Raw genomic sequence first — 26,429 nt, 5'->3', positions numbered from 1 at the left:
CGATCCGCGCCCGCCGCAAAGGCCCGCGGTGCAAGCCGCCGCGAAACCCCGCACGATCCACCTGCGACATCCAATCCATGGTGCTAAGTTCGGAGGCAGCAAACGCTTCGTTACAAGGTGGGCTGCCCGAACCACGCCTGTTTGACGCCGGTACACCCGCTCAACTCATGCGCGGCAAACCGGTCGCCCAGCCGATGCGCGCCCTTTCGGGGCGTGCGGCGGCCTGGTATGCTGGGCTTGATATCCTAGCTCCGGTCCCGCCCCGTCTGCGCGTAGTTCCTGACCCTCGCCCTCGTGGCAAGGTTCGCGCTGCATGGCGTGCAGGCCGCGCACATGAAGGCGGCCATGCCCGTGGCGGCGCTGCAGGGGCCGATGCCGGACGGCTGCGACGGCTGCGACGAGGCAGGGAAAGCCTCCGGGGCCAACTCGCTGCTGTGCGCCGGTTTCATCGCCGTCGCCCTGCGGCGGCCGGCCCCCGGATCACCGGGCCCTCGGTCGCGTTTGCGCTAGCGGATGTCGACGGCCGGAGCCTGCACGGACCGCCCGATAGCGCCTCTGGCGACGGCCCCTGGCCGGCCCGGGATCGGGCGGCCCCTACAGCATTCCAGAACGAAACCGATGTCGTTTCACCCTGACCCGGCCGATGGCCGGCTGTCCTCGGCGCGCACCCACGCACGCGACCATTCCCTCCCCGGTCCGACGCCTGACCCAAGCCATCGGGCGAGGGGCCGAGCGAAGCCCCATCACGACCTACCCCTTCCTGACCGGTCCCCGTTGCCATCGCACATGCGGGCAGCTGTAACCATCGGGCCCTGCCTCGCGAACTCAGTTACGAGCGCGTGATGATTGCGAGTGAGACTGAGCTCAGGAGCCTGATGAGGGCCAGCCTGGACGGCGACGCGGCCGCGTACCGGGCGGTTCTCGACCGGCTGAGCCTGTATCTGCGCGCCTATTATCGCGGAAAGCTCCACCGCGCTGGACGAAGTCCGTCCGAGGCCGAAGACCTCGTGCAGGACACGCTGATAGCGATCCATACGCGGCGACATACCTACGACGTAGATCAGCCGTTCACCCCTTGGGCGCAGGCCATCGCCCGCTACAAGCTGATCGACCACCTGCGCCGTACGCGCACTGCGATGTCCAATGTGCCCATCGAGGATGCGGGCGACCTTGAGGCACAGGACGACCATGCCGGCGTGGAGAGCACGTATGACCTGGATCGACTCCTGGCCAAGCTGCCCGAGAAGATGCGGCGCGCGATTCGCTTCGTGAAGCTCGATGGCTTGAGCGTCGCTGAGGCCGCCAGCCGGACCGGCATGTCGGAATCCGCCATCAAGGTCAGCGTCCACCGGGGTCTCAAGGCCCTGGCGTCCGCGATCAGCCAAGGAAGGGGACGATGAGAACGAACGAGCTGATCGAGATGCTCAGCACGAACATCGAGCCGACCGACCACGGCCGGCTCAAGCGCGGCCTCGGCCTCGCCGCGGCGCTCGGCACGGGGGCGGCGCTCTGCGTCGCGCTCCTGTCGCTCGGGGTCAGGCCGGACCTCCACAATCACGGGGTGCTCGGCTTCCTGTTCCTGAAGGTCGCCTTCGGTGCCGGTATCGTCGTCTTAGCCGGGTGGCTGCTGACGAAGGTCGCACGCCCGGGCGGCGAGACCAGAGCTCGACCCTGGGTCGCCGCGACGCCGTTCCTCGGGGTCATGCTGCTGGCCGCGTTCAGCCTGGCTTCGGCGCCGAGCTCGCACTGGGACAGGATGCTTGTCGGCCACATGTGGCTGGAGTGCCTCGTGTCGATCCCGATCATCGGCGTGCTACCCTTCGCCGTCCTGGTCTGGGCCGTCCGCCGATTTGCCGCGCCGACCGACCTTGTCCGGACGGGCGCGCTCGTCGGGATGGCCGCTGGCGGGATCAGCGCGATCGGGTATGCCCTGAATTGCATGGACGACTCGGTCCCGTTTGTGGCGCTCTGGTACGGCGGCACCATTGCGTTCTGCACCCTCGCCGGCGCCCTGCTCGGGCCCCGTCTCCTGCGGTGGTGACCTAGGGGAATATCAAGGTTTGTGCGCTAAACCGCGTTTTACGGGATGGAAGAAAAGCCATGACCTGAAGGATCCCCTTACTCTGATGCGGCACATGCAAGCAGGGCAGCATGGACTGCGCTGCTCGTTGTCCCGCTGCCCATCGTCTCAGTGGGAAGGGTGCAAGATCACGCTGCCGCTGAGGAGCACATCAGAGGATGAAGCCAGCATGCTGAAGAGGTTGAACAGAGTGCCGGCCAGCAACAGAGCGAGCAGGGCGTGCCGAAAATCCCGCGCCGCCCTGCGCGCCACGTGCGGTCGAACATGCCGCCGCCGCCCGGGCTGCGCGCGTCCGTACGGTACTGTCAGGCGGCCCATTTTCTTGCTCATCGCCCAGGCTCACCAATCCTGATGGTGGACTCGCGCTCAAGAGAAAGTTCCCCGAGCGAGAAGATCCCGCAGGTCCTCATCCGCCGTCCATGATCCGCTCGGCCTTGCCCTTGCTCGCGCGCACACGCGCCGCATACTCGGCCCACAGGCGGCGGACGACCGCCAGTGCGGCTCGCCGGCTCAGGTCTGCCAGCAGACCTGTTGGACGTTGAGCAACACGGCTGAGCGAGGCGTCCGGCAGAGGGGCTTTCGCCAGCGGTGACCCAAGAGCGGACAGGTGCTCTCGCGCCCAGCGGCGTAGGCAAGGGAGCGCTGGCTCATGCGCTCCTCACCATGCCCAGCCCGGTACTTCATCAGGGTACGGGCGACTGAGCGGATGCCGGAGTGCGTCATCGCTCAAACAGAAGCAATCAGCTCACTTGGCTGTCTGGATCCGAGTGATGGCGAGCTGACCGTTGACCCGGTCGGCCGAGAACTTCACCGTGTCGCCCGCCTTCAGCCCCTTCAGCAAGGCAGGATCCTGGACCTTGTAGGCCATCGTCATCGCATCCATGTCGATGTTGGGGATGCGCTCGTGATCGAGCGTCACCTTGCCGCCTGCCTCATCCACCTTCTGCACCGTGCCCTTGACCAGCGGCGTGTTTGCAGTTGAGGCAGGCGCAGAGGCGGCGGGCGGCTGAGCCGAAGAGGGCGCTGCCTGCGCCTGAGCTGAGCGCGCCTCGGCCGCGTTCGCCTGCCCCGGGCGATCGAGCGGGCCCGCGCCGGAGGGCGTCTGGTTCGGCTGCTCCCGGTAGCCTGGCTCGCGGCTGCGCACCCGCCAGGTCTTGAGCGCGTCAATCCGCTCCTGCTGCTCATCCTGGATCTTCTGCGCCACCGCGCGCAGCTCGCGGTCACCGCCGTAGTTGAGCTGCGCCTTGGCCAGGAACAGCGTCTCCTCGAAGCTGGCAATGAGGAGGGCGGCAAAGTCCTGGTCTGGGTCGCCCGTCAGCTTGGTGTTCTTGAAGCGGTCCGATATCACGCTACGCACGCGCTCGAACTCTCCGGCCGCGCCGCGCGCCGGCTGCGCCTCGGCAACGGGCGCAAAGCTAGGAGAGGCGAGGCTGAGCAGGGCCGCCGTCAGAACGGCGGCGCGGGCGGTGGGGCGCGTCATGGGGGTCTCCTCAGGCTGAGATGAACCGGCGCACGGGTTCCCGATGAGGGGTGGGGTGAACGACCCGCGCGGCGAACTTCGGAAAGTGGCTTGCCCCTTTACCGAACCGTCGAGCCGGCGATCCAGGCCATGCCCGGAGTACGACCGGCTCGGTTTTGAACGAGCACAGAGCTCAGTGGTTCTCGTGGCCGCCGGTGTTTGCGGCGGTGCGGCGCTTGCGCGGGTCGACCACGCGCAGATCGGTCTCCCGCGCCCGCTTGCCTCTCGGCGTCTTCGGATCACGGCTCGGCTCAGGAAGGGGCTCGCCCGTCCATTCGTAGGCCAGCGTGCCCTTCGGGTGCTGGTACCAGCCCGGGTCGCTGTAGTCGTTAGCGGCTAAACCGGCACGGACCTTCATCACCGTGAACATGCCACCCATCTCGACCGAGCCGAACGGGCCGGTCCCAGTCATCATCGGCAGCGTGTTCTCCGGCAGCGGCATCTCCATCTCGCTCATCATGCCGCCGCCGGTCGAACCCATCGGCATGTAGCCCGGCGCGACCTTCTGTATCTGCTTGGCGGTGCTCTTGAGGTTCACGCCGATATAGGTGCGCACCGAGTGTCCCATGGCGTTCATGGTGTGATGCGACTTGTGGCAGTGCATCGCCCAGTCGCCGAGCGCGTCGGCGTTGAACTCGATGGCCCGCATCTGCCCGACGGCTATGTCCACCGACACCTCGGGCCACTGCCGTTCCGGCGGGATCCAGCCGCCGTCCGTACCGCTGACGTGGAAGTCCACGCCGTGAACGTGGATCGGGTGGTTGGTCATGGTCAGGTTGCCGATGCGCATGCGCACCTTGTCGCCCTGGCGCACCACGACCGGATCGATGCCCGGCCAGACCCGGCTGTTGAAGCACCACATGTTCATGTCGAGCATCGTGTTGACCTTTGGCACGTACGACCCGGCCTCGATGTCGTAGGCGTTCAGGAGCCAGACGAAGTCACGGTCGACCCGCCGCTCGGCGGGGTCGCGCGGATGCACGACGAAGAAGCCCATCATGCCCATCGCCATCTGGATCATCTCGTCCGAGTGCGGGTGGTACATGAACGTGCCGGAGCGCCTGAGGATGAACTCGTAGACGAAGGTTTTGCCCGGCGGGATGCCGGGCTGGTTGAGGCCGGCGACCCCGTCCATGCCATTGGGCAACGTCTGCCCGTGCCAATGCACGGCGGTGGCCTCCGGCAGCCTGTTGGTGACGAAGATGCGGACCTTGTCGCCCTCGACCGCCTCGATGGTCGGCCCGGGCGACTGCCCGTTGTAGCCCCAGAGATGGGCCTTCATGCCAGGTGCCATCTCGCGCACGACCGGCTCGGCCACAAGGTGGAACTCCTTCCAATCGCCGCGCATGCGCCACGGCAGGGTCCAGCCGTTGAGCGTCACCACCGGCTGGTAGTCCGGCCCGGTGGTGGGCACGAGCGGCGGCTGCATGGTCGCCTTGTCCATCGAGGGTGCCTCGGGCAGACCGGCCGCCTGCACGCGTCCGCTGATCATCGAGGTGCCCGCCAGGATCAAGCCTCCGGCCCCGAGCAGGCCCCTGCGCGATAGATCGGTCATCGTCCCTGTCCTCGTCTCACGTTCCGACCGGATTGCGCCGGCCGCGCTCTCAGCCTCCGGGGGTCGCCGCCGCCAGGGTCGCGCCGCCGCCGCCGGCCACCCCCTCGACGCCCGCGCTCTCGCCGCCGAAGTTCCCGCCCGAGAAGCCGCCGCCCACCACCGCAGCCTTGAGGTCGGTCGCCGCGATCCAGAAGTCGCGCTGCGCCTCGATGGCCTGAATGTTGCTCAGGATCCGGGAGCGGGCGTCGATGATCAGGGTCGTCACGTCGATCAGCATGCCACTGTACTGCAGCAACGCCTGGTCCTGGATCGTCTTGCGCAGGGGCAGCACGCTGCCCTGGTAGTGCCGGGTGATATCGTACTGGCCGCGGTAGCGCTGGTAGGCCTCGCGCACCTCCGAACGGGCGTTGACGGCGCGTTCCGCGAGGCGGTTGGCGGCCCCCAAGTAAGCCTCCTTGGCACCGCGGATCGCAACGGTTCCGAAATCATAGATAGGGATGACGAGGTCGATCGAGTAGCCGCGCTGGAACGTCTTGTCGCGGCTGACATCGAAGCCACCCTGGCTGTTGGGTGTGAAGGTCTTAGTGCGGTCGTAGAGATCGGAGTAGCCGACATCGAAGACGCTGATGAAGCCGCTGGCCTGGTTGAGGCCGTACTGGAGAGCCAGCGACTGCAGCTCGAAGCGGGCGACCTGGATGTCGGCGCGCTTCTTGACCGCCTCCGCCTCGATCTGGGTACCCGTGACCAGATGCTTGGGCAGGGCCGGAAGGCCGTTCGGCAGTTTGAAGTCGATCTCGCGGCCCCAGAGGCCGAGCAGGCGGACGAGCCGCTCGCGCTCGACCCGCTGCAGCACCCGCGCCTTGGCCAGCTGCGCCCCGAGCTCGCTGTAGAAGGCATGCTCGCGCGCCTGTTCCAATTTGTTCAGCGCTCCCGTCTCGCCGAGCTGCTTGGCCAACGTCGAGGCGGACTCCGCGCTGGCGAGCGCCTGCTCCAGGTAGGCGGTCGACTGATTGGCCGACACGGTGCGATAGAATTGGCGCCGGGCCTCGCCGGCGAGCCGCAGCACCTGCTCGGCCGCGCGGTACTGGTCGGAGCGGAAGCGCTCGCGGGCGACCTCGGCCCGAACCGGCAGAGTGGCGAGCTCGAACAAGCTAATCACGACCTGCCGCGAGACCTCAACCGCGAAGTCGCCGCCGACGCGGGACAGCGTGAGGCGGGGCACGGGCGGCAGGGTTGCTTGAACGAACTGAGCCTCCGAGATGCCGAGATCGTTGAAGGCGGCCTGGAGGGCACGGTTCTTCAGAAGCGCGACCTGCACGGCGCTGTCGGCCGTGAGCGGGCGACGCAGGAGCTGCTCAACCCGCGCCTCGGCGGTGAGCGCAACGCCCTCTTCGTTGACCTTGACGATGTCCTTGCGCAGTTCCAGCGCGGCATAGTTCCTGGCCACCGAGAGACCACCATCTTCCGAGAAGCTGGCGCAACCGCCGAGAGCCAGGCCGAGGCTCGCGAGGCTCGTCCACGCGCGCAAGCGGCGGCCCCGCATCGAAATTTCCGCATGATCCAGCGCGGCGGCCCGGCGTGACGGACCCTTCATCGGATGCCCCTTCTCATAAGATTGTTTGGTGTTCGGGGCAGTCAGGTTACGAAATGCCCTCATCACCGCCCTCCCGTGTCGCGTTTGCCGCCCATGCCGGGCATGTTCATCCCAGGCATCTTGGAATGGTCCATGCTGTCGCCGTCCTGGGACGCGCCTCCACCTTGAGGCTTGCTCATTCCAGGCATCCCATCCATGCCGCTCTGGCCCGACTTGCCGTTCATGCCGGGCATCTTGGAGTGGTCCATGCCCTCCATGCCGCCCTGGCCGGGCTTGGGCGTAACCGCGCGGTTGAGCTCACGCCAGTCCTTTGGGTCGACGACGTCGTAGCGCTTCACGCCGGCGACTACGGTCGTGTAGCGGGGCGGGCGCACGGCGATCCTCGGATCGGCCGGCTGGACCAGGTAGGCGGGCGGATCGCTGCAGCCGCTGAGCAGAGCCGAACCGGCGAGGGCAAGGGGAAGAAACATCCGCATGGCTTAGTCTCTGGGTGATCCGCAGCATGGCGGCTGACCGAAGCCCGCCGTGGGCTTTGGCGCGTACATGACGGATGGGGGTCGCGGCTTGAAAGGCGCGAGAGCGCCAGGGCGGCTCAGCCCTGCCGGGGCGGCCGCTCGATCCTGTTCAGGTGCGGCGATGGCACGAGGGGCCCAGCCACGAGGCGGGCTACCACGACGGGACGGGCCTCGCGCTCCAGGAGCGATCCTGTCCCACGCGGCTGGAGGCCATGTGCGGCAGCTGCATTGCAGCAGGGCTGGCGCGGGTTGTGCGCGGCCCTGTGACCCGTGCGGACATGGCGACTTATGCGGGCATGATCGCAGGGTACCGCGCCGATCTGGGGCGCCTCAGCCTCCGCTGCGGCGAGATCCGCTTTTGCGGCCTGTGTGTGTCCGATCACAACGGCGTCGGCTGAGGCGGCCGAGCCCGCGAAGGCGCTCGTCCAAACCATCAGCACGAGGGCCGCGGCAGCCAGCAGGAGAACGGCGATGGTGTGCGGCAACCGCAAGATCGGACAGATCCCTTCAACATCTGCCAGGGTTCCACGCGGCCCACCCGTTAACAAGCCGTTGATGAGCCCCGAACGGCGAAACCGCAGCGGTGTTGGGTTCTTGCCACAAACATCGAGCAGCGAAACGGTTTCGTCGGTCAGCCGAGGATCAGTGCGGGTCGTGGTCGAATAGCTCGGCCATTCGGCTTTGCCCTCACAGATCCGGGCGTGCGGCTTTCCCGCACCCGGCTCTTCGCGATCCGTGTTGACGCCGACCGCCACGATGACGGCGACCGAGACGATGCGGTGGTTCTGGCGCACCTTCACATAGGTCGCGTCAATCCAGAGGTAGGGCCACTCGCCCTCGATCGGCTGATCGAGGAAGGCGTTCACCCGTTCATCGATCTCCTGGACCAGATCGTCGACCGCGCGGGTCGAGATGCCCTGGATGTAAGCCTCCTAGATCACCGCGGTCAGCGCCTTCTCGGTCATGCGGCGTGGCTCCAGGAAGCTGGGGAAGTCGCTCCCCGTCCTCAGTCGCGGGGTGCGCAACTCGACGATGCCGACCCGCGTCTGCCAGTCCCGGTCACGGTACCCGTTGCGCTGGGCCGGTCTGTCCGGGTTCTTCTCGCCGTGGGCGGCACCGGTCAGGCCGGCCACTTCCAGTTCCATCAGGCGCTGAGCGGCAAAACCGATCATCTCGCGTAGTACCTCTGCGTCAGCGCTCTTCTCAGCCAGCGCCCGCAGGCTCATCATGGCGTCGGTCATCGGGGGTCTCTCGGGTTCGGGGTTGGTGGCTCACAACCCGATCCTAACCCGTCACCGCCGATGGCCACCCCCGCGGGAGATCCCGCCTGCTACAGCGCTGTGAGGGCGCGCAGGCGGGCTCTCCCGCTCTCGGTCAGCTACACCACTCCAAGGGACACGACCCCTAAACCCACCCTGCCACTTGTCCGGTCAAACAGGGTGCACTCCACCCAGCCGCTCCCCATTTTTGCGCCAGAGCTATCTTCCTTGAACCATACTGACGTGGAGCAGCGCGGCGCCGTGATCGCCATTCTGGACCCCTTGCACGATGTGGCCCATGCCATAGCCGGACTCGACTACCCTCACGATCACTGGTGGATAGCGCTCGTCGTCCTGCTCGGCCTCTTCCTCGCGCCAGCCGGCTTGGCTTGGCTGCTCCTCCGCCGCATCGTCTCGGCGCTCCGCCTCCTGAGATGGTCCGGCGCGACACTGGACCGCCCGGGCACTGCGCTCGAGCCCTATCTCTTGCGGCATAGCAGCAGGTTGCAGGTCCGGCTCGCGCTGCTCTCGGTCCTGACGCTGCCCGCGGCGTGGCTGCTGCTCGACATCCCCAAGCACATCATCAACCACGCGCTCGCTGCCGGTGACGGACACGGCGGAATGACCTTCCTGGGCTGGCACCTGGGTAAGACAGAACTCCTGTTCGCGCTCTGCGCCAGCTACCTCGGGGTGCTTAGCGCCAGCGGGCTCGTGAAATACGCCGCGAACCGGGTGCGCGGGCGCGTGAATGAACGCACCGTGCGCCGCCTGCGCTTGGCCATCGTGCGACGGACCCGCGGGGAGCGCGACCCGACCGTGCGGGCGGCGCTGGCCGCCATGGCGGTCCAGGAGGTCGAGCCAATCGGCTATTTCGCGGGTGGCCTGCTCGTCGTCCCCCTGATCCAAGGAGGCACTCTGCTCACCAGCCTCGCCTTCCTGCTTGCCCAGAACGCGGCCCTCGCGCTCTCCGCGCTCATCATGCTGCCGGTGCAGGTCGTCCTCCTCCCGCGGCTCCAGCGGCGCCTCAACGCTAGCACGCGCGAACGGGTGCACGCCACACGCGTGCTAACCGGCCTGCTCACGCATGATCATGGTCCGACCGACGGCGGCACGCCTGCGAGGCGCGCGGCCCGCCAAGCGGCCGAACTAGAGCGCTTGCGCATCGCGATCGCTGAGTTGAAAGGGCGGACGAAGGGTCTCTACAACTACACATCAAACCTCACGCCGTTTTTCTTTTTCAGCATCGGCGGGTACCTCGTCGTCCAAGGCCGCCTCTCCCTCGGCGCGCTGATTGCGGCGCTCACGGCCTACAAGGAAATCACCCCGGCATTGCGCGAATTATTCGACTTCGCGCAGGCCTGGTCGGACGCCCGGGCCCGCTTCGAAGAGGTAACGCGCGCCCTTGCGCCTTCGGCGAGATTACCGCAGGCTACGCGCCTGGCAGGCGGGATGGCGGCGGAATAGAACCCGCCGCGTATTACGTCGCCCGGCTGACCTGACCGGCTGGCTTTGGACCGGGCTGATTGAGAGGATCAGCCTTGGGCTACCGGCCGCCCGCGCCTGTCACCTTCCCGGATTTGGCCTTCCGGCTACCCATTGGCGCAGCCATGCAGTAGCTTCCCAATCGGCCCGGTCCAAAATACCGGTCAGGTCAGCTCCCGATCTCCCGATTAGCGCTGGCGTCCCATGGTGCTCATATCATGCTGCATGGGCGTGCCCGGCATCGAGCTGGTCGTGGGTGTCGCGGCCGGCATGGGGTCGCTTGTTGCCATGCCCTGCATGCCAAGCGTGCGCTGCCGTGCGCGCACCTCGAGCGTGGGCCCGCGCCCGCCCTTTCCCGCCCCGATGCGGGCGGGGTTCATGTCCGGCGCTGCCGTCCCTGTCTGAGCCGCAGGAGCTGCTCCATCTTGGACCTTGTAGGCCACCGTACCAGCAGGATGCTGATACCAACCCGGATCCTTGTAATCGCCCCGCGCCAAACCCTCGCGCACCTTCACGACCGAGAACATGCCGCCCATCTCGACGGACCCGAACGGTCCCGTGCCTGTCATCATAGGTAGGGTGTTCTCAGGTCCTGGCATCCCCATCTCAACCATCGCGGCACCGCCGGTCGAGCCCATCGGCATGTAGCCTGGAATGAGCTGCCCGACCCGCTTGGCGACCTCGCGTTGATCGACACCAATGTAGGTGCGAACGGAATGCCCCATGGCGTTCATGGTGTGATGCGCTTTGTGGCAATGAATGGCCCAGTCGCCTGGGTTGTCAGCCTTGAACTCGAACGCGCGCATGGCGCCGACCGGTAGGTCGATGGACACCTCCGGCCAACGGGCGCTCTCCTTCACCCAGCCTCCATCCGTTCCCGTCACCTCGAAGTCGTAGCCGTGCATGTGAATGGGGTGATTCGTCATGGACAAATTGCCCATCCGCACCCGCACGCGGTCGCCTTTCGCGACGACCAACGGATCGATTCCGGGAAACGCACGCGAGTTCCAGACCCAGATGTTGAAGTCCGTCATGGTGGCGACCTTCGGCACGTAGGCACCTGGATCGATGTCGTAGGCGGCGGTCAGGAAGATGAAGTCGCGGTCGACCCGCATGAAGGCAGGATCTTTCGGGTGCACCACGAACGAGCCCATCATCCCCATGGCCATCTGAAACGTCTCGTCCGCATGCGGATGGTACATGAAGGTGCCCGATTTCGTGAGCACATACTCGTAGGCGAAAGTCTCACCGGGCTTGATCGTCGGCTGCGTGAGCCCGCCGACCCCATCCATGCCGGAGGGCAGGATCATGCCGTGCCAGTGCACCGTGGTGTGCTCGGGCAGCTTGTTGGTGACGAAGATGCGGATCTTGTCGCCCTCGACCGCCTCGATCGTCGGTCCCGGGGACTGGCCGTTGTAGCCCCACAAGTGCGCCGTCATGCCGGGCGCGATCTCGCGCTCGACCGGTTCGGCCACAAGGTGGAACTCCTTCCAGCCGTCCGCTGTGACCCGCCAGGGCAGGGTCCAGCCGTTGAGGGTTACAACTGGGTTGTAGTCGGGCCCGGTTTTTGGAACGAGCGGTGGCTGGGTCGTGACCTCGGCCATGCTGGCCGCCTCCGGTACCGAGGCGGCCAGCACGCGGCCGCTAACCGAAGCCGCCCCGACAAGCATCGCCCCCGGCCCAGAGACGGCGATAAACTCTCGACGGTTCATCGAGGGGCCTCCAGCAACTTCATGGCTTCATCTGAAAATACACTATGGAGAGCGCCCAGCCCGGCGCGCCCCGACCCTCAGTTATAATTAGCTCTTCTTATCTTCTTTCCGTATTTTCGCATGCAATTCCTTAAGATCCTTCTCATTCTGCTGGGCGGTCTTGCGTGCTTCCCTTGTCACGTCCGCATCTTTCGTGTGCTTCAGCACGATTTCCGACATGTCGATCGCGCCCTGATGATGGGCCGCCATGCTCTTCATCCACGCCATCCCAGGATCTGAATCCATCATTCCGTCCATCATGGCCTTGTTCATCTTGTCCATCGCGGCCATGGTGTCCTTCTGGAATGGGGTCATGTTCTGCATGCCAGACATGCCCTGACTTCCTTGCATCTGCATACCGGGCATTGATCCCCCTCCCTGGCCCGTTTGAGCCTGCTGGGCCGAAGCCGGCAGTGCAAAGCCGAGAAGGACGGCGGCGATCGGCAGCAGCGACGTATGACGCATCATGATCTCCTGTTCGGTCGGTGATTATCGAGCAACGTTTCCAGGGCTCATTGGGTTCAGCGCAGCGCCAACGATCCCAGCTCCGTACGTCGCGAACAATCCTGCCAAGATTCTAATCGAAAACCGGCGTGGCGAACGCGCGGTCCGTGTCCACGACGTGATCGAGCGGGCAACCGGGACGGCAGCGCGCTGCACGCTGGCGGATGCGCCCATGGCGCGCTTGCAGGAGATCCCGGTCTGGATGCTCGATCCCGTCGCGTGCGGCGCGACGCGGGCAGCGGCGCAGCCGGTCGCGGCCTTGTCCGCACTCATCAGCTTGCACGCTCTCCTCGCCGCCGCGAGGGGCGGCGCAGGCCCTGTCCCGCGCCGAGCAACGCTCGCATCGCCCGAGCCCTCGGGAGATCGCCATGCCACAGCCTCCACGCCGACCGCGCCGGTCGGATCCGCAGCTCGACCTCGGCCTGACGCAAGAACCGGCGAAGCTCACGCCGCCGGCCTGGAGCGCCCTGCCGACGGCGACACAGCAGACCCTCACCCGTCTGCTGACCCACCTGCTCGTTGCCCACGCCGACAGCATGCCACAGCCGGATGTCCGGGCCGGAGGCGCCGATGAGCGCTGAGAAGATCGGCCCGCAGCACCGGGCTCGCAAGGCCGTCTTCTCCGTCCGCCAGTCCTCGGTGCAGCAGGTCCAGCACAACCGCGAGAGCCAGGCTCTGCAATACGCCATGCGCGAGCGCCTCGTCGGGCTCGGCTTCACCGAGGTCGAGGTGATCGATGAGGATCTCGGCTGCTCGGCCGCCGGCGGGACGCCGCGCGCCGGCTTCGAGCGCATGGTCGCCGAGGTCTGCCTGGGCAAGGTCGGCGCGGTCGCCGCCCGCGAGGTCTCCCGCTTCGCCCGCAACAGCCGCGACTGGCAGCAACTGGTGGAGATGTGTCGCGTCGTCGATACCCTGCTCGTCGATCAGAAGACGATCGACGCGCCGCGTCTCGGCAACGACCGCCTGCTCCTCGGGCTCAAGGGCAGCCTCAACGAGTACGAGCTCGACCTCCTGCGCCAGCGCTCGCTCGCCGCGCGCTACGAGAAGGCCCGCCGGGGTGAGCTCGTGGTCGCGGCGCCCGTGGGCTTCATCAAGGCCGGGGATCGGCTCGAGATCGATCCCGATCGACGCGTGCAGGCCGCGATCCGCCTCGGCATCGACAAGGTGGCCGAGCTGGGCAGCGTGCGCCAGGCCCTGCTCTGGTTCCTGGAGCACGGGCTCGATCTGCCGACACGTGTCAACGCCGGCCCGGTCGTCTGGCGCCGCCCCCGCTACTCGACGCTTCGCGAGTTCATCGCCAACCCGGCCTATGGCGGCGCCTACGCCTACGGCCGCAGCCGCGTCACGGCCAGCTACGACGCGGCCGGCGCCAAGGCGCGGGCCAGGCGCACGCCGCGCTCGGAGTGGCTGGCGTTGAAGCCGGGCTCGCATGAAGGTTACGTGGAGTGGGAACGGGCGGAGGCGATCCGGGCGATGGTGAGCGAGAACGTTCCGACCAGTTCCCGCGGCGCGCCCAAGCTCGGTGCGGCGCTGCTCGCAGGGTTGCTGCGGTGCTGGCGCTGCGGGCGCAAGCTCAGCGTGTAGTACACTGGAGCCAAGGGACAGATCCCGCGCTACGCCTGCGTGCGCGGGCGGATCGACTATGGAGAGCCGAACTGCATCGCCTTCGGCGGTCTGCGCGTCGACGATGTGGTCGAGGCCGCGCTCCTAGCGGTCATGCAGCCGGGCGCGATCGAGGCGGCGCGGGCAGCCGAGGCGCAGGCGAGCACGCGACGCGACGAAGCGCGCGAGGCGATGGTGCGAGACCTGGAGGCGGCGCGCTACGCGGCCGACCGGGCCTTCTGGCAGTACGATGCGGCCGACCCCGAGAACCGTTTGGTGACCGGCGAACTCGAAGCGCGCTGGAACCGAGCTCTGTCCCGGGTCGGCGCCTGCGAGACGCGCATCGGCGCGCACGACGCGCTCGCCCCTCGGCCCGCCCTTCCTCCGGTCGCGCTGGAGACGCTCGCCGCGGACCTGCAAGGCGTCTGGGCAGCGCCGACGACGGATGCACGGCTCAAGAAGCGGATCGTGCGCTGATCCTTCCCCGCTTTCGCGGAGGAGGATCACGCCGTAGCTCGCCCGTGCCGAGGCCGCCGTAGAGCTTTTCCCAGCGGTAGACCGTCTGCTCGGAGATCCCCATCCGGCGCAGCACCTCCGCCACCGGCGTTCCGGTCTCGGTCTGCTTCGGCGCGAAGGCGATCTGCTCCTCAGTAAACCTGCTCGTCGTCACGGCTCCGCTCCTCCTATCAGGGGCTCACAAAACCGGGAAAAATCGCACTCAGGCTGGACCAAAGCCATAAGGGGTCGTCAAGCTGGGTTCGGCCGAACCGTATCTTATTACGGGACTTCAGTGCTGCATGCGGTAGTTGATAATTCTTATCACGCCGCCGACATCGGCTACCTGAACCTGGACCTTGTCGCCCGGCTTGAGCATGTTGAAGTGGACCGACTCACGCACAGGGAAGCTCATCGTCATCGCCGGCATGCCCACCTTGGGCAGCGAGTCATGGTGAATCGTCAATGCCCCATTCTCAACATCGACGCCGTGGACCTCGGCGCTAATCCAGGGGCGCTCGTCGTCGGAGCGGTACTTCTGGTAATCGGGGTCGACCTTTTTTATCCAGACGCGTGCCTCTGGCTGAACGCTCTCCCACCACGCGGCCTCAGCGATGCTCGTGAATGGCGCCAACTGACCGAGAGCGAGCCCCGCGGCGAGCATTAGTACGATGCGCTTCATCTTGGACCTCCAGAGTTGAGCCCGCTGCCCTCCATTCCGATCACGCGTCGCATGCGCTCTCCTCCTGGCCAGATTGTGAGGGGGAACGGCGGGCGACACGACATTTGCGGATCCGCCCTGACGGCGCAATCGGGCGAGTCGCAGAGCCAGCCGGCTACTAACACGAGTTCTCAGTGTGGTGAAGGTCGCGCGCCTCGGCGGCTACCTCGCCCGCTCACGTGATCCGCCGCCCGGCAATCTCGTCATGCGGCGCGGCTTTGCACGGCTCACCGACATTGCGCTCGGAGCCGCCCTCGCGCGGACATCGCCAGGATGTGGGTAAAAGGAAGCGTCATCGAGCGCTTACGTGTCTTCGCATAGGACGGGCTTTGCGGGTGCCGTGGGCCCGCGGCCTGCGCCGAGGCAAGTCGTTTGTCATCCCCAAGGTGCTCATCAGCGAGCGTCCGCCCGAGGTGGAGGACCGCGCGGTGCTGGGTCACTGGGAAGGAGACCTGATCCTGGGTCTGAAGAGCTCGGCGGTTGGGATCCTAGCCGAGCGCTTACACGCTTCACGGTGCTACTGCATCTTCAGCTGATGGACGGTTATGGGGTGATACTGCGTGCGAAGAACGGCCCAGCGCTGACGGGGCATGGGGCCGAGGCGGTCCGCGAGGCAATCACCGGCACGACCGCGCGCTTGCCGGAGCAGTTGCGGCGCTCATTGACCTGGGACCAGGGGGCCGAGATGGCCGAGCATGCACGCTTGCGGATCGACGCGGGTCTGCAGGTCTAGTTCTGCGATCCATGCTCACCCTGGCAGCGGGGGACGAACGAGAATATGAATGGGTTGCTGCGGCAGTCCAGCAGGCAGTGGTTCGCCGTCAAGCCGCGGCAGGTCTGGTAACAGCGCAGGCATCCGTCTATGCAAGATTACGGCCGCCGCCACAAGCCCTATGCGCCAGTCGGTGAGTAAGAACTCAGGAGATGAAACCATGAATGGCGATAATCCACTCTGGTACGACTGCGACGAGGAGGCCCGGCAAGAGAGGACTGGCTCAAGGACCGCGCATGTTGCGCGTGTTCTGCTCGTCCTCGCCCTGCTCGCGGCCGCATACCTCGCTGGCCAGTTCCTGCTCTGAGTGTTGGATCAAGCCTGCCCCGAACCAAGGGTTGTGCCATCGGTGCCCTTGACGGCGGTCGCGTCAGATGCGTTTTACGACAGCATGAGAACCGTCAAGATTGTCCTCGCCACTCTGCTGTCGGCTGGCGTCCTGTCCGCCATGATCGCAGCCGCAGTGATCTACGCTGGCCTCTTCAACGTGGCGGCCACAGACCCACATTGGCCTGCAACCTACTGGGTGCTGGAGCGGGCGCGCGTGCGCTCGATCCAGATGCACGCGGCCGGGCTCACTCCTCCGGCTGACTATGACGCGCCGAGCAGGATTGTCGCGGCGGTCGGGCACTTCTCCGAGCATTGCGCAACCTGTCACGGTGCGCCAGGCGCCAAGCAGAGCGACGTGGCCGAGGGCATGTATCCACGCCCTCCCAATCTGAAGGAGGCCGCGGGCCGCTATACCTCAGGCGAGCTATTTTGGATCCTGAAGCACGGGATCAAGATGAGCGGCATGCCGTCGATGGCGAGCGATGGCGACGCGATGCTTTGGTCGACCGTGGCGTTCCTGGAGAAGCTGCCGCGGATGTCGGACGAGGCCTACAACGATCTGTGGATGCAGGCTCAGGCGGCGGGCAGCCAGGGCGGCATGAACCACGGCGCGATGAACATGGACGGCGTCGGCCCTGCGGGCCAGTCCGCGGACGACCACACGGGGGCACCTGCGGGCACAGGTGCTGGGAGCGCGCAGACGCCAGCGGGACACAGTCACAAGTAGCCTGGTGAGCGCGTGATCAAACCGTCAGGTGTTTGTGCGCTCCCAAGCGGAGCTGCTCTCCAGAGGCTTGCGTGCGTGTTGCGTCACGCCTTGCCGGCGAAGCGGGCCGAGACCGCTTTGCCGACGACCTTCAACGCTACCGTCGCCACAACGTTTCCTGTAACCGGAGCCGGCAGCCTACCCTGGACACCCTCGCCGCCGGCCGCGCTCAGCTCGACCTTGTAGCTCTGACCGCCGGCGAGCACGGTTGCAGTGCCGGAGATCTGTGCCGCCGGAACAGGCTTGCGATCCTGATCAACGACGTAGACGGCCACGTCGGCGCCCTTCACGACAAGTTCCACCCAAAGTTCCTGCGCTTCCTGCATCAGGCCGCCATGCGCCGCCCGGGGAGCCTCCCCATGCGCCGAGACGGCGCCGGGCGTCAGCGCCAGAGCGAGCAACAGCGGTACGGCAAATCGTCTCATCATGTCCGTTCCTTAACCTACTTTGGCGCGCCGAGATACGCCGAATGGCTTTGGCCAAGCTCCACCCATGCGGGAGGCGACCGCGTCACGCCACCGGGATAGTAGACGAAACTCAGTACCGGCGCACCAGGGGTGCCTGTTCGGCCGGAACGGCCGCGGCCCCGGGCGTCCAGCGCAAGCCGAGCTTCACGTCGTGCGAGTCGACGTTCTTGAAAGTCAGCGCCTCGCAGGACCCGCACTGGCCGGCGTAGTTGTAGACCGTGCCGGTCCTTCCGTCGCCGAGATTGAGGTAGCGGTAGGCTAGCTCGACGGTGAAGCTCGGGCTCACCTCGTAGCCGACGCCTGCGTGCAGCGCCCAAGCAAGGTTCGTCTTGGAACCTGCTTTCGCGTAGGCGAGGCCCTGCGTGACGACGTTGGTATCCTTGAAATTGTCGAGCGTGATCCGCGCAGCGCCGACGCCGGCGCCGAGGAAGGGCGTGAGGCCATACCAACTTCCGAGATCGACGTAGCCGTTGAGAAGCACGGCCACTTCACGCTTCGACGCGGTGTACTCGTCGGTGCCGTAACCGAGCGACAGGCTCGCGTCGCGGTAGCGTTCCAGCCCAGTGAACGCGGCGGCACTGCGATACTCGCCCGTGACGTCGGCTCGAAACCATCGGTTGAATCGGTAGCCAACACCGCCTCCGGCGAGCGGTGCGCCCGCGAAGCCGAGATTGACCTTCTCGATGGTGCCGAGCGCGTCCAAGCTGTTAGACAGCCGTTCCACGGTTTGGTTGCTGAAACCAATGTCGCCGCGCAGATAGAAACCCGAGACCTCGACATCCGCCGTCAGACTTCCGCGCAGTTCCGGCAGCGGTGCGCTCGGCGGCAGGTCGGCGGCCTCTGCGGCACCCGATGCGACCGCGCTCATCAGGCCGCAAGCGAGCAGGAGGGGCATTCTCGCCGACATCGTTGGCCTCTTGTCCGCACATCTGATCACGCTTGGATCGACGCATCTCACATCGGTGTTACGGGAGTGTTAAGGTTAGCGCTTTCGGGCAGCCTGCGGGGTTGACGGTGGGTTGCAGAACGCGACGGCCTCATGGCTCCCGTCGAGGCAGGGGGCCTACCGCTGAGTAGGAGGCTATCGGCGAAGCGGTAGTTGAGGTGCGCTGCCTGCGCGAACGCTGCCTGCGCGAACATCCCTGCGCACCACGGGCTCAGCCGAGCGGGCTTAGCGTACGTTTTGGGAGACATTCTGCGATGACCCCAGAGTGGCGCTGATCAGGCCGCCGATGACCACGGTCGCGAGCGGCTTCTCGACCTCCGCGCCAGTCCTTGTCGCCAACGCCGTCGGGACGAACCCGAGCGAGGCGACGAGGGCGGTCATGGCGACAGGATGGGGGGATTTGTACGCCTGCAGCATAGGCATTTATCACTATGGCGGAACTGCTATAATCATATAATATGTCAATTGAAAAATTGGCTTAATTATTATTTATTACGCAAAATATTTTAAATAAGATTTGTAGTATGTGCCAAAAATTAGGAAACTGAACTAAACGGGATCGATCCCGAACGATGAACATCGTCATCCTGGAACCGACTGCAGTGATAGTACTGCCCCGTGTCGTTATTTTCCGAGGGCCAGCACCATGCGGTTCAACAGCCATGATGCTTCTTGGTCTGTACCGATCCGTTCCAAATTTCTTGCGGATCTCCGACGAATGGGACGCTATCTCTCCGGCGCACGCCAGATGAATGTCCGTGATACCAATGACGGGGTAGACCTAGCTGACAACGATGGTAGCACTACAACGCCTTCCGTCCTCCCGCTGAGTGCATGGCGTCAGGTGGCGGACGCAGGCACTGGTACTCTCCCGCGCCTCGCTCTCACCTCCATCAGCCTGGCGCCTATCAACGCCGTTGCTGCGCCCCGAGAAATCGTGGCACCAGATGATGGTCTCGCAATCGAGGCCGCCAATCTCACAGACGCATCGTTCTCTACACCATCCTCCTCAACATCTGAGACGGCTTCAACCAGCTCGATGATGGAAGCTGGGAGTTTCCTGATTGCAGCTGCGCCGCCTAATGTCGGCGCGGCCCCTATTAAGTCGAAAGCATCTACCCCGAGCGTTGTATCGCCGATCGGCTCGAGTGTCGCTGCCCAGACTCCCCAGGATCCAACGGTAAAGCCGGGCCCGTCGGCGGCCTCGAACGCGATCTTCTGCTGCGGCACGTGCGGCTACGTGAACTGCCCGACGCGGATCCTCGACCTGCGGTCCAGCACCATCCTGTCGGCGAGCGGGCAATTGCCCGGCTACGGCAGCAGCGCCCCGGTGGGCGCCGTCACCACCCTGCCCGGCGGGGCAGAAACCGCCACGACCGGTCCGTCCAAGTCCCAGATCGCTAAGCTGAGCGGCCCGATCACCAGTGCGGTGGCTCCGACGAAGTCCATTACCACCAACACCCTGACGCCGAACTCGCTGAGCACCACCGGCACCGCCACCGCCTCGACCACCAACAAGATCGTCCTGGAGAACCAGAAGGTCGGCAATCCGGTCAGCGAGTGGGGCATCGATGGTAGTGGTAGCGCCAATATCGAAGGCTTTGCCACTGACATCAGCGTGAATGTTGGTAACACGATCGACTTCAAGATCAATACGAATTCGAGTAACTACCGGATCGACATCTACCGGCTCGGCTATTACGGGGGCTTGGGTGCGCGCAAGATCGACACGATCCAGCATACCGGGGTGCAGAACCAGCCGACGCCTTTGCGCGACGGGGCGACCGGCCTGGTCGATGCCGGCAACTGGTCGGTCTCAGCCTCCTGGAACGTGCCAGCGGATGCGGTCTCGGGCGTCTACATCGCCAAGCTGACGCGCCAGGACGGCACGGCAGGCGTCAACGAGATCCCGTTCATCGTCCGGGACGACGCAAGTCGCAGCGACATCATCTTCCAAACAGCCGACCAGAGTTGGCAGGCCTACAATCCCTGGGGCGGGGCGAACTTCTACGGCGGCAACGGACCGGCGACCGGCCAGGGCCAGGGGCGGGCGTATGCGGTCAGCTACAACCGGCCGATCACCACCCGGGGCGGCGGCCTCGCGGCCGGGCCCCAGGACTACATCTACGGCGCCGAGTTCCCGGCGATCATGTGGCTCGAGCAGAATGGCTACGACGTCTCCTACATGGCCGGCGTCGATGCTGACCGCTACGGCAGCCTGCTCAAGAACCACAAGATGTACCTCGATGTCGGCCACGACGAGTACTGGTCGGGCCAGCAGCGCACTAACGTCGAGGCGGCGCGGGACGCCGGCGTGAACCTGTCGTTCTGGAGCGGCAACGAGGTCTACTGGCGCACGCGGTTCGCCAATAGCATCAGCAGCGACGCCACGCCCTACCGCACGCTGGTCTCCTACAAGGAGACCTGGGGCGCCAACCAGGACCTCGACCCGACCAACCAGTGGACCGGGACCTTCCGCGACCCCCGCGGGCCGGCCGGGACGATCGGCAACAACAACCCGGAGAATTCCCTCACCGGCACGATGTTCCAGGTCGATTCCTACGTCCTCGACACGATCACGGTGCCGTACGACGACGCCAACCTGCGCTTCTGGCGCAATACCAGCGTCGCCAACCTGCAGCCGGGCCAGACCGCCTCGCTCAACAAGAACTATCTCGGCTACGAGTGGGACGAGGCACCCGACAACGCCAACGCCCCGGCCGGCCTGGTGCGCCTGTCCTCGACCACCATCAACGAGGCGAGCTACCTCCAAGATTATGGCAACACCGTCGGCAAGGGCACGGCGACCCACAGCCTGACGCTCTACCGCGCACCGAGCGGCGCCCTCGTGTTCGGGGCCGGCACGGTCTACTGGTCCTGGGGCCTGTCGGCCAACCATGACAACGAGGCGACGCCGACCGATCCGCGGATCCAGCAGGCGATGGTCAACCTGCTGGCCGATATGGGGATCCAGCCCCAGACCCTCGACCCGAGCCTCACCCCCGCCACCGCCTCGACCGACCACACGGCCCCGACCTCGACCATCACCACGCCGACCACCGGCACCAGCGTGGCGGCGTTCACGCCCGTCACGATCACCGGCACGGCGAGCGATGCGGGCGGGGGCGTGGTCGCGGGCGTCGAGGTCTCGACCGACAACGGCGCGACCTGGCGCGCGGCAACGGGCGACGAGGACTGGAGCTACACCTTCGCGCCGCAGGTCGCCGGCACCTACGTGATCCGCACCCGGGCGACGGACGACAGCGTCAACGTGGAGAGCCCTTCCGCCGGCAGGACCCTGACGGTGACGTCGTCGCCCTCCCAGACGCTGTTTCCGGGCTCGGCGAAGCCGAAGGTCGTCAACACTGCCGACACCACCTCGGTCGAGCTCGGCGTCCAGTTCACGAGCTCGGCCGCCGGCACGGTCAGCGGCATCCGCTTCTACAAGGGCTCGCAGGATACCGGCACCCATACCGGCACCCTGTGGTCGAGCACCGGGCAGAAGCTCGCCACCACGACCTTCACCAACGAGACCACGGATGGTTGGCAGACCGCCACCTTCTCGAACCCAGTCCCCATCACCCCGGGCGCGACCTACACCGCCTCGTACTACTCGACGCTTGGTCACTACTCGAGCGACGTGAACTACTTCAACAACACCGTGACCAGCGGCCCGCTCAGCGCCGCGGGCGGCAGCAATGGCGTCTTCGTCTACAGCAACACGAGCCAGTTCCCGACCCAGAGCTTCAATAACACTAATTTCTGGGTCGACGTGCTGTTCAATCCTAACGGCACCACGACGAACCAGGCCCCAACCGCCGTCAACGATACCGGCCTGGCGGTGACCCGCAACACCGCCGTCACCTTCGGGACGTCGACGCTTCTCGCCAACGACACCGACCCGAACGGCGACCCGCTGACGGTGACGAGCGTCAGCGGCCCCACCAACGGCACCGTCGCGCTCAACACCACCGACTCCACCGTCACCTTCACGCCGACGACCGGCTACACCGGTCCCGCCGGCTTCACCTACACGATCTCGGACGGGCGCGGCGGCACGGCGTCCGCCAACGTCGCCCTCACCGTCTCGGCGCCGGGCACCGCCCCGGTCAGCCTGTTCTCCGCCTCGGCGACCCCGGCTTCGACCAACGCCAACGACACCAGCCCGGTCGAGCTCGGCGTGAAATTCCAGAGCTCCAGCGCCGGCACAGTCAGCGCGATCAAGTTCTACAAGGGCACCCAGGACACCGGCACCCATACCGGCACACTCTGGTCGAGCTCGGGTCAGGCGCTCGCCACCGCCACCTTCACCAACGAGAGCGCGAGCGGTTGGCAGACCGCCACCTTCTCGAACCCGGTGACGCTGACGCCTGGCGCCACCTACACCGCCTCCTACCACACCAGTGTCGGCCGTTACTCGACGACGGCGAACGGCTTCGCCAACGCGGTCACGAGTGGGCCGCTCACCGCGCCGGCCTCCGGCAACGGCGTCTACGCCTATGGCGGCTCCAGCCTGTTCCCGACCAACACCTTCCAGAACACCAACTACTGGGTCGACGTCGTCTTCAACCCGAACAGCAGCGCCACAAACCAGGCCCCAACCGCCGTCAACGACACCGGTCCGGCGGTGACCCGCAACACCGCTGTCACCTTCGGGACGTCGACGCTTCTCGCCAACGACACCGACCCGAACGGCGACCCGCTGACGGTGACGAGCGTCAGCGGCCCCACCAACGGCACCGTCGCGCTCAACACCACCGACTCCACCGTCACCTTCACGCCGACGACCGGCTACACCGGTCCCGCCGGCTTCACCTACACGATCTCGGACGGGCGCGGCGGCACGGCGTCCGCCAACGTCGCCCTCACCGTCTCGGCGCCGGGCACCGCCCCGGTCAGCCTGTTCTCCGCCTCGGCGACCCCGGCTTCGACCAACGCCAACGACACCAGCCCGGTCGAGCTCGGCGTGAAATTCCAGAGCTCCAGCGCCGGCACAGTCAGCGCGATCAAGTTCTACAAGGGCACCCAGGACACCGGCACCCATACCGGCACACTCTGGTCGAGCTCGGGTCAGGCGCTCGCCACCGCCACCTTCACCAACGAGAGCGCGAGCGGCTGGCAGACCGCCACCTTCTCGAACCCGGTGACGCTGACGCCTGGCGCCACCTACACCGCCTCCTACCACACCAGTGTCGGCCGTTACTCGACGACCGCCAACGCCTTCGCAAACGCCGTCACGAGTGGGCCACTCACCGCGCCAGCGAGCGATGCTTCGGGTGGCAATGGCGTCTATGCTTACGGCAGCTCCAGTCTTTTCCCAACACAATCCTTCAATCGGTCCAACTACTGGGTCGACGTCATCTTCAACCCATCAGCTGCTGCCTAATAATACAGTATTTACTCGAGGGTATAATGTGGATAAATCGTATTTATAACGGTATTTCGATACTCGGCCGGCACCGGATGGCTGTCGATCACCACGCCGTCGCGGTACTCTGCCCAGTCCTGCCGCAGGATCTGCACCGCCGGGGTGAAGAAGATCGCGGCCATCAGGCCTGCCACTAACAGGTCTGGTGTCAGGCGACACGACAAACTGACCCCCTGGCGTCATGAGGATCTGGCCCCTCGATGAGCGAGGCGGTCGCGATGATGAAGAACGAGGCTCAGGCTCTGGAGCGGACGGACGATCCGCGGAGGGCCGAGATGAAGACGCCGGATGACGTGACGGCGATGCGCCGGCTCAAGGCTCTCGGTTGGGGCGCCAAGCGGATCGCGGCGGAGCTTGGCTGCTCGAAGACCACCGTGAAGGACTGGCTGCGGCGGGGCGAGTGGCGGCCCTGCGCCAAGCCCTCACGTTCCAAGCAGCTCGACGGTCTCACCGAGTGGCTGGCCGCCCGCTTCCGGCAGCATGCGGGCAATGCCGACGTCGTGCGCCAGGATCTGGCGGCCGAGAAGGGCATCCACGTCAGCCTGCGCACGGTCGAGCGCGCCGTGGCTCCCCTGCGCCAGGACCTGGTCGCGGCGGCCCGGGCGACGGTGCGGTTCGAGACGCCGCCGGGCGAGCAGATGCAGATCGACTTCGGCGAGCGCCGGGTGACGATCGGCGAGGAGCCCATTCGCGTGTTCCTGTTCGTGGCCACGCTCGGCTACTCGCGCCGCCTGCACGTGCGGGCCTTCGGCCACGAGCGGCAGGAGGATTGGTTTGCCGGCCTGGAGAGCGCCTTCCGGACCTTCGGGGGCGTGCCGCGCGAGGTGCTGCTCGACAACGCCCGCGCCCTGGTCCTGCACCACGACCCGGTCAGCCGCGAGGTCGTGTTCCACCCGCGCCTGCAGGCCTTCGCCAGACACTGGGGCTTCCGGGTCCGGGCCTGCGCACCGTACCGTGCCCGCACCAAGGGCAAGGACGAGCGCGGGGTCGGCTACGTCAAGAGGAACGCCGTGGCCGGACGCTGCTTTGCCAGCTTTGCCGGCCTGGAAGCGCATCTCGACGCCTGGACCCGCGAGGTAGCCGACCAGCGCACCCACGGCACGACCGGCGAGGCGCCGGCCGACCGCTTCGCGCGCGACGAGGCCGGGGCCCTCACGCCGCTCGGCGGCGTGCCGCCCTTCACCGCCGCGCGCGACCTGGTGCGCCGGGTCGGGGCGGATTGCGCGGTCGCCGTCGACGGCAACGCCTACTCGGTGCCCTGGCGGCTGATCGGCGAAGCGGTGCGCGTCACCGTGAGCGGGGCGAGGGTGCGCGTCCACCATGGCGGGCAGGAGATCGCCAGCCATGCCGAACTGACGGGACGCCATGGGCGCGCGGTCGACGACGCCCATCTGGCTGGGCTGGTCGGCAGCCGGGACCGGCCCGCGTACCGGCGCGATCCCGTCCCGCTCGACGAGGCGCCCCCGCCGACGCTGCTGCGGCCGCTCTCGGAATACGAGGCCGTGGCCGGGGGAGGCTTCTGATGAGCGAGGGGCACGATCACCTCACGGCGCTGCTCGGGCGGCTCAAGCTGACGGCGCTCCGCGACCAGCTCGACACGCTGATCGACGAGGCCGGCCGGCGCGAGCTGACGATCCGCGAGGCGCTGACCCTGTTCTGCGAGCGGGAGGTGGCGCGGCGCGACCAGCGGCGGATCGAGATGGCCTTCGGGCTGGCGCGCTTCCCGTTCGTGCGCGACCTGACCGGCTTCGACTTCGCGGCTCAGCCCTCCCTCGACAAGGGGCAGATCCGCGAGATCGCCACCGGCCGCTTCATCGCCAACGGCGAGGCGGTGCTCCTGTTGGGTCCTCCGGGCGTCGGCAAGACGCACCTGGCGGTGGCGCTGGGCCGGGAGGCGATCGTGGCCGGCTACAGCGTGCTGTTCACGCCGGCTACGACCCTGGTGGCGCAGCTGGCCAAGGCCCATACCGAGGGCCGGCTGGAGGAGCGGCTGACGCACTACGCCAAGCCCAAGCTGCTGATCGTGGACGAGCTCGGCTACCTGCCGTTCGAGCCGGATGCCGCGCACCTGTTCTTCCAGCTCGTCAGCCGGCGCTACGAGCGGGGCGCGATGCTGGTGACCTCGAACCGGGCGGTGGGCGAGTGGGGCACGGTGTTCGGCGACGCCGTGGTGGCGACCGCGATCCTCGACCGCCTGCTGCACCACAGCCATGTGGTCACGATCCGGGGCGACAGCTACCGGCTGCGCGAGAAGCGGCGCAGCGGTCTGCTGCAGAGGGCGACGCCCGTCCCTCAACCCACACCCGTTTAGGATTGGAAACTGGAGGGGGGGCCAGTTCTTCGTGACGCTAAGGGGTCAGTTCCGGGCGTCGCTTGACATCTGGCCACGCGGTGGCCGTACCCCACACACCCAGGGCGGCGATCACCACCACGTTGCCGATCGCATCGTTGCGCGAGCACAGCCAGACCAAGCGCACGTTGGCGTCGTTGTAGCGCATCAGTAGCAGCACCGAGGCGAGACTGGCCGCCAGCGCCAGCCAAACCGCTCTCCACTAATTTGATGTAAGTCCAGTCGCCCGGGTCGCAGGGCGACCGGGCCTTCGCTTGCGATCGAGGGCGACGCGATGGCGATGACTCTCGACG

Annotated in this window: 22 protein-coding genes and 4 pseudogenes; 11 read left to right on the top strand and 15 right to left on the bottom strand. The window is 66.5% G+C overall.

All coding sequences use genetic code 11. From position 1 onward, the window contains the following. The first annotated feature begins 842 nt into the window (after positions 1-842). Positions 843-1,400 carry a sigma-70 family RNA polymerase sigma factor gene (locus tag DA075_RS34540; RefSeq protein ID WP_091891468.1) on the top strand — a complete coding sequence of 186 codons (558 nt, stop codon included), beginning with the start codon at positions 843-845 and terminating at the stop codon, positions 1,398-1,400. Then, positions 1,397-2,041, top strand: coding sequence for an NrsF family protein (locus DA075_RS34535; protein ID WP_091891465.1), 645 nt, complete (start codon positions 1,397-1,399; stop codon positions 2,039-2,041). The genes DA075_RS34540 and DA075_RS34535 overlap by 4 nt, the downstream gene beginning before the upstream one ends. A 147-nt stretch (positions 2,042-2,188) precedes the next feature. On the opposite strand, the gene DA075_RS36225 is transcribed toward DA075_RS34535, so the two are convergent. The 6 genes and pseudogenes from DA075_RS36225 to DA075_RS34510 all read right to left on the bottom strand — a co-directional run. After that, positions 2,189-2,410, bottom strand: coding sequence for a hypothetical protein (locus tag DA075_RS36225; RefSeq protein ID WP_123834578.1), 222 nt, complete (start codon positions 2,408-2,410; stop codon positions 2,189-2,191). A gap of 415 nt (positions 2,411-2,825) precedes the next feature. Continuing rightward, complete coding sequence (locus tag DA075_RS34530) at positions 2,826-3,560, bottom strand: copper-binding protein (protein WP_091891462.1); 735 nt, start codon at positions 3,558-3,560, stop codon at positions 2,826-2,828. A 172-nt stretch (positions 3,561-3,732) separates the two neighbouring features. Then, complete coding sequence (locus DA075_RS34525) at positions 3,733-5,154, bottom strand: multicopper oxidase family protein (protein ID WP_091891458.1); 1,422 nt, start codon at positions 5,152-5,154, stop codon at positions 3,733-3,735. Between the two features lie 49 nt (positions 5,155-5,203). Further along, the gene (locus DA075_RS34520; protein ID WP_091891455.1) at positions 5,204-6,748 is read right to left on the bottom strand and encodes a TolC family protein; all 1,545 of its coding nucleotides are present in this window, start codon (positions 6,746-6,748) and stop codon (positions 5,204-5,206) included. Between the two features lie 62 nt (positions 6,749-6,810). Further along, positions 6,811-7,224, bottom strand: a complete 414-nt coding sequence (locus tag DA075_RS34515) for a hypothetical protein (protein WP_244537684.1) — start codon at positions 7,222-7,224, stop codon at positions 6,811-6,813. Between the two features lie 770 nt (positions 7,225-7,994). Continuing rightward, a pseudogene (locus DA075_RS34510) lies at positions 7,995-8,504 on the bottom strand (transposase); the annotation flags it as partial. Between the two features lie 246 nt (positions 8,505-8,750). Here DA075_RS34510 and DA075_RS34505 point away from each other — a divergent pair. Continuing rightward, entirely contained in the window at positions 8,751-9,986 is a 1,236-nt protein-coding gene (locus tag DA075_RS34505) for an ABC transporter ATP-binding protein (RefSeq protein WP_244936674.1), read from the top strand. Between the two features lie 206 nt (positions 9,987-10,192). On the opposite strand, the gene DA075_RS34500 is transcribed toward DA075_RS34505, so the two are convergent. Both DA075_RS34500 and DA075_RS34495 read right to left on the bottom strand, forming a co-directional pair. Next, the gene (locus DA075_RS34500; RefSeq protein ID WP_091891449.1) at positions 10,193-11,716 is read right to left on the bottom strand and encodes a multicopper oxidase family protein; all 1,524 of its coding nucleotides are present in this window, start codon (positions 11,714-11,716) and stop codon (positions 10,193-10,195) included. A gap of 87 nt (positions 11,717-11,803) precedes the next feature. Beyond that, positions 11,804-12,223 carry a DUF305 domain-containing protein gene (locus DA075_RS34495; protein WP_244537682.1) on the bottom strand — a complete coding sequence of 140 codons (420 nt, stop codon included), beginning with the start codon at positions 12,221-12,223 and terminating at the stop codon, positions 11,804-11,806. Between the two features lie 404 nt (positions 12,224-12,627). Between DA075_RS34495 and DA075_RS34485 the strand changes: the two genes are divergently transcribed. From DA075_RS34485 to DA075_RS38000, 3 genes are read left to right on the top strand one after another with little or no spacing between them, the layout of a single operon-like run. Next, positions 12,628-12,840: a hypothetical protein gene (locus tag DA075_RS34485; RefSeq protein WP_091891446.1), complete on the top strand. Its 213-nt coding sequence runs from the start codon at positions 12,628-12,630 to the stop codon at positions 12,838-12,840. Continuing rightward, complete coding sequence (locus DA075_RS34480) at positions 12,830-13,843, top strand: recombinase family protein (protein ID WP_244936673.1); 1,014 nt, start codon at positions 12,830-12,832, stop codon at positions 13,841-13,843. Before DA075_RS34485 ends, DA075_RS34480 begins: the two co-directional genes overlap by 11 nt. Positions 13,844-13,882: 39 nt before the next feature. Beyond that, on the top strand, positions 13,883-14,338 hold the full coding sequence (locus tag DA075_RS38000) for a hypothetical protein (protein WP_244936672.1): 456 nt from the start codon (positions 13,883-13,885) through the stop codon (positions 14,336-14,338). Here the strand turns inward: DA075_RS38000 and DA075_RS34475 are convergent. Continuing rightward, positions 14,316-14,531, bottom strand: a complete 216-nt coding sequence (locus tag DA075_RS34475; protein ID WP_276330947.1) for a transposase — start codon at positions 14,529-14,531, stop codon at positions 14,316-14,318. The two genes, DA075_RS38000 and DA075_RS34475, sit on opposite strands and share 23 nt — an antisense overlap. A gap of 117 nt (positions 14,532-14,648) precedes the next feature. Next, positions 14,649-15,038, bottom strand: coding sequence for a copper-binding protein (locus DA075_RS34470; RefSeq protein WP_099957524.1), 390 nt, complete (start codon positions 15,036-15,038; stop codon positions 14,649-14,651). Positions 15,039-15,373: 335 nt separating this feature from the next. Here DA075_RS34470 and DA075_RS34460 point away from each other — a divergent pair. After that, positions 15,374-15,876, top strand: a pseudogene (locus DA075_RS34460) (IS30 family transposase); the annotation flags it as partial. A 364-nt stretch (positions 15,877-16,240) separates the two neighbouring features. Next, entirely contained in the window at positions 16,241-16,906 is a 666-nt protein-coding gene (locus DA075_RS34455) for a c-type cytochrome (RefSeq protein ID WP_091891719.1), read from the top strand. Between the two features lie 83 nt (positions 16,907-16,989). Here the strand turns inward: DA075_RS34455 and DA075_RS34450 are convergent, their stop codons facing one another. The 3 genes and pseudogenes from DA075_RS34450 to DA075_RS34440 all read right to left on the bottom strand — a co-directional run. Further along, on the bottom strand, positions 16,990-17,370 hold the full coding sequence (locus DA075_RS34450; RefSeq protein WP_091891723.1) for an adenylosuccinate synthase: 381 nt from the start codon (positions 17,368-17,370) through the stop codon (positions 16,990-16,992). Positions 17,371-17,482: 112 nt separating this feature from the next. Beyond that, positions 17,483-18,307 (bottom strand): outer membrane protein, encoded by an 825-nt coding sequence (locus DA075_RS34445; RefSeq protein ID WP_244537691.1) that lies wholly within the window; start codon positions 18,305-18,307, stop codon positions 17,483-17,485. A gap of 312 nt (positions 18,308-18,619) precedes the next feature. Then, positions 18,620-18,748, bottom strand: a pseudogene (locus DA075_RS34440) (efflux RND transporter permease subunit); the annotation flags it as partial. A gap of 850 nt (positions 18,749-19,598) precedes the next feature. Here DA075_RS34440 and DA075_RS34435 point away from each other — a divergent pair. Then, positions 19,599-23,744 (top strand): DUF4082 domain-containing protein, encoded by a 4,146-nt coding sequence (locus DA075_RS34435; RefSeq protein ID WP_244936671.1) that lies wholly within the window; start codon positions 19,599-19,601, stop codon positions 23,742-23,744. Between the two features lie 11 nt (positions 23,745-23,755). On the opposite strand, the gene DA075_RS34430 is transcribed toward DA075_RS34435, so the two are convergent. Continuing rightward, positions 23,756-23,908 (bottom strand): hypothetical protein, encoded by a 153-nt coding sequence (locus DA075_RS34430; RefSeq protein ID WP_164712562.1) that lies wholly within the window; start codon positions 23,906-23,908, stop codon positions 23,756-23,758. A gap of 153 nt (positions 23,909-24,061) precedes the next feature. On the opposite strand from DA075_RS34430, the gene istA reads away from it, so the two are divergent. After that, complete coding sequence (gene istA / locus DA075_RS34425) at positions 24,062-25,309, top strand: IS21 family transposase (protein WP_091891726.1); 1,248 nt, start codon at positions 24,062-24,064, stop codon at positions 25,307-25,309. Next, a complete protein-coding gene (istB, locus tag DA075_RS34420) occupies positions 25,309-26,097 on the top strand; it encodes an IS21-like element helper ATPase IstB (protein WP_091891708.1) in 789 nt (262 codons plus the stop codon). The genes istA and istB overlap by 1 nt, the downstream gene beginning before the upstream one ends. 64 nt (positions 26,098-26,161) lie before the next feature. On the opposite strand, the pseudogene DA075_RS34415 reads toward istB, so the two are convergent. After that, positions 26,162-26,326: pseudogene (locus tag DA075_RS34415) on the bottom strand (cation transporter); the annotation flags it as partial. Positions 26,327-26,429 lie beyond the last annotated feature (103 nt).

This window comes from Methylobacterium currus (assembly GCF_003058325.1).
Lineage (GTDB): Bacteria > Pseudomonadota > Alphaproteobacteria > Rhizobiales > Beijerinckiaceae > Methylobacterium > Methylobacterium currus.
The sequence above is the reverse complement of the archived record's forward strand: the minus strand, read 5'-3'. Positions and strand labels throughout refer to the sequence as shown.

Coding starts and splice junctions, on each gene's coding strand:
- DA075_RS34540 (WP_091891468.1), top strand. CDS start 843: ATGATTGCGAGTGAGACTGAGCTCAGGAGCCTGATGAGGGCCAGCCTG.
- DA075_RS34535 (WP_091891465.1), top strand. CDS start 1,397: ATGAGAACGAACGAGCTGATCGAGATGCTCAGCACGAACATCGAGCCG.
- DA075_RS36225 (WP_123834578.1), bottom strand. CDS start 2,410: ATGAGCAAGAAAATGGGCCGCCTGACAGTACCGTACGGACGCGCGCAG.
- DA075_RS34530 (WP_091891462.1), bottom strand. CDS start 3,560: ATGACGCGCCCCACCGCCCGCGCCGCCGTTCTGACGGCGGCCCTGCTC.
- DA075_RS34525 (WP_091891458.1), bottom strand. CDS start 5,154: ATGACCGATCTATCGCGCAGGGGCCTGCTCGGGGCCGGAGGCTTGATC.
- DA075_RS34520 (WP_091891455.1), bottom strand. CDS start 6,748: ATGAAGGGTCCGTCACGCCGGGCCGCCGCGCTGGATCATGCGGAAATT.
- DA075_RS34515 (WP_244537684.1), bottom strand. CDS start 7,224: ATGCGGATGTTTCTTCCCCTTGCCCTCGCCGGTTCGGCTCTGCTCAGC.
- DA075_RS34500 (WP_091891449.1), bottom strand. CDS start 11,716: ATGAACCGTCGAGAGTTTATCGCCGTCTCTGGGCCGGGGGCGATGCTT.
- DA075_RS34495 (WP_244537682.1), bottom strand. CDS start 12,223: ATGATGCGTCATACGTCGCTGCTGCCGATCGCCGCCGTCCTTCTCGGC.
- DA075_RS34485 (WP_091891446.1), top strand. CDS start 12,628: ATGCCACAGCCTCCACGCCGACCGCGCCGGTCGGATCCGCAGCTCGAC.
- DA075_RS34480 (WP_244936673.1), top strand. CDS start 12,830: ATGAGCGCTGAGAAGATCGGCCCGCAGCACCGGGCTCGCAAGGCCGTC.
- DA075_RS34470 (WP_099957524.1), bottom strand. CDS start 15,038: ATGAAGCGCATCGTACTAATGCTCGCCGCGGGGCTCGCTCTCGGTCAG.
- DA075_RS34455 (WP_091891719.1), top strand. CDS start 16,241: ATGAGAACCGTCAAGATTGTCCTCGCCACTCTGCTGTCGGCTGGCGTC.
- DA075_RS34450 (WP_091891723.1), bottom strand. CDS start 17,370: ATGAGACGATTTGCCGTACCGCTGTTGCTCGCTCTGGCGCTGACGCCC.
- DA075_RS34445 (WP_244537691.1), bottom strand. CDS start 18,307: ATGCCCCTCCTGCTCGCTTGCGGCCTGATGAGCGCGGTCGCATCGGGT.
- DA075_RS34430 (WP_164712562.1), bottom strand. CDS start 23,908: ATGGCCGCGATCTTCTTCACCCCGGCGGTGCAGATCCTGCGGCAGGAC.
- istA (WP_091891726.1), top strand. CDS start 24,062: ATGAAGACGCCGGATGACGTGACGGCGATGCGCCGGCTCAAGGCTCTC.
- istB (WP_091891708.1), top strand. CDS start 25,309: ATGAGCGAGGGGCACGATCACCTCACGGCGCTGCTCGGGCGGCTCAAG.